Consider the following 732-nt stretch of genomic DNA (forward strand, 5'->3'; position numbering starts at 1 on the left):
ATGCGCACGTCGGACTGGAGCAGGCGCAGGCCGGACGGGCCGTCGGCGGCCTCGATGGCGGTGTAGCCGAGGTCCTCCAGTACCTCCGCCACCAGCATCCGCACCGTCGGCTCGTCATCCACCACGAGCACCGTCTCCCCGCGCTCCGCGCGCGGCGAGGCCGCGGCTTGGGGCGCGTCCGCCTCGCCCTCCGCCTCGCCCAGGTGGCGCGGCAGGTAGAGGCGCATGGTGGTACCGTGCCCTTCCTCGGAATGGATGCGGATCTGCCCGCCGGACTGGTTGGCGAAGCCGTAGATCATCGACAGGCCGAGCCCCGTGCCCTGGCCGATCGGCTTCGTCGTGAAGAAGGGGTCGAAGGCGCGCGCCACCACCTCGGGCGACATGCCCGTGCCCGTGTCGCTGACCGCGATCGCCCGGCTGCATGTCGCGCTGGAGCGAGCCCTGCTCGTCGAGCCAGGCGTTGGCGGTCTCGATCATCAGCCGCCCGCCGCCGGGCATGGCATCGCGCGCGTTGATACAGAGGTTGAGCAGCGCGTTCTCGAGCTGGTTCGGGTCGCACAGCGTCGGCCAGAGCCCGTCGGACAGCACCGTCTCCAGCTCGATCGCGGGGCCCACGGTGCGCCGGACGAGATCCTCCATCTCCGCGATCAGCGCGTTCGGACGGGTCGGCCGCGGGTCCAGCGTCTGCCGGCGGGAGAAGGCGAGCAGCCGGTGCGTGAGCGCGGCGGCCCG

2 protein-coding genes are annotated in these 732 nt (G+C 72.4%); one reads left to right on the plus strand and one right to left on the minus strand.

Features of this window, described 5'->3' with window-relative positions; all coding sequences use genetic code 11:
* The coding region (locus QQK16_RS21250) for an ATP-binding protein (RefSeq protein ID WP_308447096.1) at window positions 1-383 on the minus strand (383 nt) is incomplete at its 3' end.
* A gap of 4 nt (window positions 384-387) precedes the next feature.
* Here QQK16_RS21250 and QQK16_RS21255 point away from each other — a divergent pair.
* Window positions 388-732 (plus strand): hypothetical protein (locus tag QQK16_RS21255; protein WP_308447097.1); only part of this gene is annotated, 345 nt, incomplete at its 3' end.

The organism is Chitinimonas prasina, assembly GCF_030160395.1.
Classification (GTDB): domain Bacteria; phylum Pseudomonadota; class Gammaproteobacteria; order Burkholderiales; family Chitinimonadaceae; genus Chitinimonas; species Chitinimonas prasina.